Annotated in this window: 7 protein-coding genes; 3 read left to right on the top strand and 4 right to left on the bottom strand. The window is 73.2% G+C overall.

Annotated elements, in window-relative coordinates; all coding sequences use genetic code 11:
• The coding region (locus ACPYOM_RS10150; RefSeq protein WP_481345833.1) for an acyl-CoA-binding protein at positions 1-365 on the top strand (365 nt) is incomplete at its 5' end.
• A 145-nt stretch (positions 366-510) separates the two neighbouring features.
• Here the strand turns inward: ACPYOM_RS10150 and ACPYOM_RS10145 are convergent.
• Positions 511-897: an endonuclease domain-containing protein gene (locus tag ACPYOM_RS10145; protein ID WP_481345832.1), complete on the bottom strand. Its 387-nt coding sequence runs from the start codon at positions 895-897 to the stop codon at positions 511-513.
• 925 nt (positions 898-1,822) lie between these two features.
• On the opposite strand from ACPYOM_RS10145, the gene clpX reads away from it, so the two are divergent.
• The gene (clpX, locus tag ACPYOM_RS10140; RefSeq protein WP_481342519.1) at positions 1,823-3,100 is read left to right on the top strand and encodes an ATP-dependent Clp protease ATP-binding subunit ClpX; all 1,278 of its coding nucleotides are present in this window, start codon (positions 1,823-1,825) and stop codon (positions 3,098-3,100) included.
• 83 nt (positions 3,101-3,183) lie between these two features.
• Complete coding sequence (locus ACPYOM_RS10135; RefSeq protein WP_481345831.1) at positions 3,184-3,828, top strand: hypothetical protein; 645 nt, start codon at positions 3,184-3,186, stop codon at positions 3,826-3,828.
• 8 nt (positions 3,829-3,836) lie between these two features.
• Here the strand turns inward: ACPYOM_RS10135 and ACPYOM_RS10130 are convergent, their stop codons facing one another.
• From ACPYOM_RS10130 to ACPYOM_RS10120, 3 genes are read right to left on the bottom strand one after another with little or no spacing between them, the layout of a single operon-like run.
• Positions 3,837-4,433, bottom strand: coding sequence for a hypothetical protein (locus ACPYOM_RS10130; protein WP_481345830.1), 597 nt, complete (start codon positions 4,431-4,433; stop codon positions 3,837-3,839).
• Positions 4,434-4,438: 5 nt separating this feature from the next.
• On the bottom strand, positions 4,439-5,722 hold the full coding sequence (locus ACPYOM_RS10125; RefSeq protein WP_481345829.1) for a DUF58 domain-containing protein: 1,284 nt from the start codon (positions 5,720-5,722) through the stop codon (positions 4,439-4,441).
• A 4-nt stretch (positions 5,723-5,726) separates the two neighbouring features.
• Positions 5,727-6,704 (bottom strand): AAA family ATPase, encoded by a 978-nt coding sequence (locus ACPYOM_RS10120; protein WP_481345834.1) that lies wholly within the window; start codon positions 6,702-6,704, stop codon positions 5,727-5,729.
• Positions 6,705-6,756: the final 52 nt, after the last annotated feature.

The raw sequence follows: 6,756 nt of genomic DNA, 5'->3' as shown, positions 1-6,756 counted from the left end.
TCCGTCGTCGGCAGCGTCAGATGTGTATAAGAGACAGGTCCCTCGACCGGGCCCGACGGCACACCTGCTTGGATGGGACCGACCTGACGTCGAGCGTGGGAGGTCCAGTCATGGCGAGTGCCGAGTTCGAGCAGGCCGTCGAGGCGGTCAAGGGGCTGGCAGCCGACCCCGGCAACGACGTCAAGCTCAAGCTCTACGGCCTGTACAAGCAGGTGACCCAGGGTGACGTGACCGGCTCGCGACCCGGGATGATGAACCCGGTCGGCCGGGCCAAGTACGACGCGTGGGCGCGCCTGTCCGGTACCTCGCCCGAGGCCGCTGAGGAGCAGTACGTCGCGATCGTGCGCGACCTCACCTCCGCCTGACGCGTCCGGCCCTTCCCGCGCGGAACCGGACCACGTGGCGCGTTGTCGCGGCCGGTCGGGCTCGCTCGCCGCAACACACGACCACCTGGTGCGTTGTCGCGGCCGGTTGGCGCCGCTCACCGCAACAACCGACCACCTGGTGCGGTCAGGCGGGGACCGCGAGGTCCTCCGGCAGGCTCGGGAAGTGCAGCCGCCACGCGTCGGACAGGCGCGGCACGGGCATGCCCTGGTCGCGCATCGCGGCCGCGATCCGGCTGAGCGTGCGGGCCGGCGTCCGGTAGACGTCCTTGGAGCGCACGACGACGATGCGCCACCCGTCACCGTCCAACCACTCCCGCCGGTCGATGTCGCGGTCCCACTGCTCGTCGGAGTCGGCGTGCTGCCGGCCGTCGTACTCGATGACGAGCCGCGCGCCGGGGAAGGACAGGTCGAAGCGGAAGCGGACCCGGCCGTCCGGCCACCGGATGCGCTGGTTCACGACCGGTTCCGGCAGACCGGCCAGCACCATGAGCATCCGCACGCGCGTCTCCATCGGTGAGTCCACCTCGGCCCGCACGAGCGACGCGGCGCGCCGGGCCAGCCTCCGGGCCCTGCCGCGGTACGCGACGGCCGCCTCGACCAGCTGCTCGGGCGTGACGACACCTGCCTTGACGAGCGAGTCGCCCGCGACGACGAGGTCGACGAGGCCCAGCTCGTCGCTCAGGTCGAGGAAGGTCGACGACGGCGCCCCAGACCCGTGCGGCGGTGTGGTGCGAGGCCACGCTGCCCGGGCCCGCGACGAGGAGCCCGGCCCGTGCGAGGACGACCGGCGTGACCGGTTCCGAGGTCGCCACGTAGACGCCGCGGAGCAGGCGTCGGTAGCGGCCGGAGCGCAGGTCCCAGGCGCGGACGCCCGGCGGCGGGACGACGTGGCGTCGGCCGGTGCCCGGGTCGGTGCTCGTGGTGACCCGGAACGGGCCCCGGGGTGGCACGGCTGCGGGGGACATGGCCCGATGCTGGCGCAGAGCAGACCCGCCCCGGGCGGCTCATCCACACCCTCGGCACGGGCTCACGCGGCCGGTCACGTGGCAGCTCACGTGGCGGCACTCGGGACGACGCGTCTGTTCGGACGCGGCACGGCGCCACGTGGCGGCTTGACGCGGTCGGTCGGTCGCATCCAGCCCCACAGCGCGCCTGGTGGTCGCCTGTTGCGGTGAGCCGGTGTGGGCCGTCGACGGGCGCGCGTCGACGAACGCGCCGGACGCGGCGGGCCGAGCCGCGCAGGTCGCTGACCTGCACCGATTCGGCTGGAACGCGGTTCAACTGACACGTGCGTCGTTTGTCAGCCATCAGCGGACAAACGGCGTTGCGCGAGCGGGGGTGGGGTCCTCCGTCGTCTAATAGGAGGCGACCCCGTGGGCGAGCGGGGGCGCTCGGGCGCATCCGGCACCCGAGGTCGAGCGACCAGGAGTGATTCGGTGGCACGCATCGGAGAAGGCGGGGACCTGCTCAAGTGCTCGTTCTGCGGAAAGAGCCAGAAGCAGGTCAAGAAGCTCATCGCCGGACCCGGGGTGTACATCTGCGACGAGTGCATCGACCTCTGCAACGAGATCATCGAGGAGGAGCTCGCCGAGAACAGCGAGCTGGGCCTGGACCACCTGCCCAAGCCGCGTGAGATCTTCGACTTCCTGCAGAACTACGTCGTCGGTCAGGACACCGCCAAGAAGGCGCTCGCCGTGGCCGTCTACAACCACTACAAGCGCATCCAGGCCGGTGAGGGCCCCAAGCGCGACGACGAGCACGTCGACATCGCCAAGTCCAACATCCTGCTCATCGGCCCGACCGGCTCCGGCAAGACCTACCTGGCCCAGACCCTCGCCAAGATGCTCAACGTGCCGTTCGCGATCGCGGACGCCACGGCGCTGACCGAGGCCGGCTACGTCGGCGAGGACGTCGAGAACATCCTGCTCAAGCTCATCCAGGCCGCCGACTACGACGTCAAGAAGGCCGAGACGGGCATCATCTACATCGACGAGGTCGACAAGATCGCCCGCAAGAGCGAGAACCCGTCGATCACGCGGGACGTGTCGGGTGAGGGCGTGCAGCAGGCCCTCCTGAAGATCCTCGAGGGCACGACGGCGAGCGTGCCGCCGCAGGGTGGACGCAAGCACCCGCACCAGGAGTTCATCCAGATCGACACGACGAACGTGCTGTTCATCGTCGGCGGTGCCTTCGCCGGGCTCGAGAAGCTCATCGAGTCGCGGGTCGGGCGCAAGGGTCTCGGCTTCGGTGCCGCCCTGCACAGCCCGAAGGACCTCGCCGACGGCTTCGCCGACGTCATGCCCGAGGACCTGCTCAAGTTCGGCCTCATCCCGGAGTTCATCGGCCGCCTGCCCGTCCTGACGACGCTCGCGCCGCTCGACCGCCAGGCCCTCGTCAACATCCTGACCGCCCCGCGCAACGCGCTCGTCAAGCAGTACCAGAAGATGTTCGAGATCGACGGGGTAGAGCTCGAGTTCACCGAGGACGCCCTCGAGGCCGTCGCCGACCAGGCGCTGCTGCGTGGCACCGGGGCCCGTGGCCTGCGCGCCATCATGGAGGAGGTCCTCCTGCCCGTGATGTTCGACGTGCCCAGCGACGACGGCATCGCCCGGGTGGTCGTGACGCGCGAGGTCGTCCTTGACAACGTCAACCCGACGATCGTCCGGCGGGAGGCCGAGCCGCGGGCCAAGCGTCCGCGCAAGGAGTCGGCCTGACCGCCACCGCCATCCGCCACCGCCATCCGGCTGCGGCGTCGCACCGGTCCTTGACGCGGGTCCCGACGGGAGGTTGACCGCCCGTGGTCGCACCGTTCCGACTGCGCTCCGGTGACCCGGCGCCCGTCCAGCAGACGTCGACGACGTGCGGGTCCGCCTCGCTCACGGTGGCCCGGATGCTCGTCGACCCGGCCTTCGCGCAGTGGATCCGCCTCGGGGTCCCGCGCGACCCGGACGCCCCGATGGACCGCGGCACCGAGGCGGAGCGCTTCGCCGCCTACGAGCAGGTGGTCGCCCGGCGCACCGGCGGCCTGTTCGGCGGGGGAGGGCGGCCACAGCTGCCGTGGCCGCGCGCGCTCGGCACGTCGCCGTGGGGCGCCCGCAACGAGCTGCGGTTCGGGGCCGGGGCGCACGGGGCACGGTGGCAGGTCCAGTGGTTCCGGCTCGGGTCACGTGCGCGGCTCGAACGGGCCTACGACCACCTCGTGTCCGCCGTCGGCCCGGGACGCCCGGCCGTCCTCTACATCGGCAGCCCGACCCTGCCGCGGCACGTCGTCCTCGCGCTGCCGGCGACCGGCTCCGACGGGCTCGACGTCTACGAGCCGTCGGCCGGACGCGTCGTCGGGCTGCCCCGCGAGGCCTTCGTGATGCGCCGGCTCCGGCTGGCCGGCTGGGACGTGCCGTGGGCCGCGGTCCACGACGTGGCCGGTCCGCCAGGGGCGGCCTGACCCACGGGTCAGCTCGGCTCTGCAGGCGGCTCGGTGCGCAGCAGGAGCAGTCCGGCCGACAGGCCGAGCACGCCGACGACGAGCGCGGCCGGCGCGGCATCCCCGACCCGGCCCGCGAGCACCCCGGCGAGGGCCCCGACCGGGAGCGCGGCAGCGGCCGCCACCCCGGTGCGCCTCGCCCAGCGGAGGAGCTCGGGTCGGCCGAGCTGGGTGGCCGGCGGCACCGACGCGCCCAGGGCGGCGGCGGCGTGTCCGACCGCGACTCCGGCCGCGGCGGGCAGGTTCCACCACGAGAACGAGGCCTCGGGCGTCAGGGTGAACCAGCCGAACAGCATGAGTCCCCAGTAGGCGAGCGGCAGCGCCGACCCGACCCACGACAAGGTCAGCAGCGGCACGAGCGCGAGCAGCCAGTAGAGCCCCTCGAAGCCGCCGGCCGCGCGGTGCAGCGACACGAGGTAGACGAGCGCGCCGAGGACGTGGACGACGGCCACCCCGAGCTGGCTGGCCGACCACTCCGGCCCGCCGAGGCGCAGGGTCCAGCGGGAGCGCCGCGGTGGGTGGGAGGCCCCGGAGCTGGGCGGCGTCGTGGAGGAGGGTCGGCCCATCCCGGTCACCGCCTCGCCAGCCGGGGTGCGCGGGCACGCCGGGCGATGTCGCGCAGCACCTGGTCGAGTGAGCCCGGCCCGCGCCAGGCGACCACGGGGACGCCGCGCAGCCGCAGGCTGTGCACCTGCGCCTCGCGCTGCAGCAGCCGCAGCCGCCACGCGGTCGACTCGTAGGGGTTGCCGGAGGGGTCGGTGAGATGGTCCGGGAAGGTGTCGACGACGACCACCGTCAGGCCTCGCGCGGCGAGGGTGTGGGCGATCGTCACCATCGTGGGCTCGACGAGCGGGGACAGCACGAGGCACAGCGCGTTCGGGTCGACGCCCCGGATGGCGGCCTCGCCGGTGTCACGCCGCTCGGTGGCCGGGGAGATCGCCGCGAGCGTCTCGAGGACGCGGCGCAGGTGGTGGACGCCGGAGCCGACTCCGAGCGTCGGCACCCGGGCGGCCCCGACGGTCCGCAGCGTCAGCCGGTCGTTGCCCGACAGGAAGTGCTCGCTGATCGCGCCCGCGGCACGGACCGTGACGTCGAGGCTGGTCGGGCGCCCGTCGATGCCCTCGCGCGGGCCGAGGTCGCTGAAGGCGTCGACGAGGAGGAAGACGTGGGCGTCCTCGTCGGTGTACGTCGAGGTGACGTGGAGGACCCCGGTGCGCGTCGAGACCGGCCAGTGGATGCGACGCAGCCGGTCGCCCGGGTGGAACCGGCGGATGGTGTTGAACTCCGTGCCCGACCCGGGCCGGTTCGAGCGGTTGAGCCCGACGACACCGCGCGGGTGCGGGGTCGGCGCGCTCGCGTCGAAGAGAGCGGGCAACGGCAGCGTGCCCAGCTCGAGGTCGGGCAGGTCGGTGGGCCCGACGCGGAAGGCGCCCCACGGGCTGGACAGGACGACGCTGACCGTCCCGACGCGTCGGCGCCCCCACCGGGTGGAGCGCACCGCGACGACGGCCCGCCCGTCGTCGAGCGGCACGATGCCGGTCGACGGCTTGCGCTCGAACCAGAGCACGCTCGCGAGCATGGCGACCCCGTGGGCCTCGTGGAGGGCGGGGTCGGTGGTGACGACGATGTTCGTCGCCTCTCCCTCGCGCAGGGTGCTGGTCTGCAGGTGGGCCGAGGCGCTCACCTCGCTGCGCGGACGGGCGAGGTGACCCCACACGGCTGCCACGGCGAGCGGGGTCGCGAGGACGAGCAGGTCCGCGTGACGGCTCAGCACGCCGAGGACGGCGAACGCGGCCGCGAGGACGATCGCACGCTGGTGCGCCGCCGTCGGGGCCCACGACCCGAGCGGGCGCACGGGCTCAGGCTCCCGGCCGGTGGCCGGCGCCCTCGCGCGCGGACGGCGCCGGCACCGTGCGCAGCAGCCCGCCGACGAGCGCGGCCCCGCTGACGTTGCTCATCCACAGCTCCGGCTTGACGGTGACGCGATGCGCGAGCACGGGCACGGCGACAGCCTTGACGTCCTCGGGGGTCACGTAGTCGCGGCCGTCGATGACGGCGTACGCGCGCGCGCACAGCAGCAGGCCGAGGGCGCCCCGGGGGGAGGCGCCCATGAGCACGTCACCGTGGGTGCGGGTCGCCGCGGTGAGCGCGACGCAGTACCGGCCCACCGACTCGTCGACGACCGTCGCCTCGATGGCGGCCTGCATGGCGAGCAGCTCCTCCGGGCCGACGACCGCGGGCAGCTCCTGCTCCTCCTGACGCCGGGCCATCCGGTTGGACAGGATCTGCCACTCCTCGTCGAGGCTCGGGTAGCCGAACGAGACCCGCATGAGGAAGCGGTCCAGCTGCGCCTCGGGCAGCGGGTAGGTGCCCTCGTACTCGACGGGGTTGGCCGTCGCGAGCACGTGGAAGGGCCGAGGGAGCGGGAAGGTGCGCCCCTCCACCGTCACCTGCTTCTCCTGCATCGCCTCGAGCAGCGCAGCCTGCGTCTTCGGCGGCGTGCGGTTGATCTCGTCGGCGAGCAGCAGACCCGTGAAGAGCGGGCCCGGGCGGAACTCGAACTGACGTTCGCGCTGGTCGAAGACGAAGGAGCCGGTGATGTCGCCGGGCAACAGGTCCGGGGTGAACTGGGCGCGCTTGAACTCCAGGCCGAGCGTCTGGGCGAAGCTGCGGGCCGCGAGCGTCTTGCCCAGGCCGGGGAAGTCCTCCATGAGGACGTGGCCCCCGGCGAGGATCCCGGCGAGGACGAGCGTCAGCGACTCGCGCTTGCCGACGACGGCCCGGTCGACCTCGTCGAGGATCGCGGCACTGAGCGCACCGACGCGCACCAGGTCCATCGACGGCTCCCGGCGCGGGTCCGCGGGGGCCTTTGCGACCGGGGGCGTCTGG

Source organism: Monashia sp. HAY1-2A (assembly GCF_056755315.1).
Note: the sequence above shows the minus strand (reverse complement) of the source record. Positions and strands in the feature narration are given on the sequence as shown.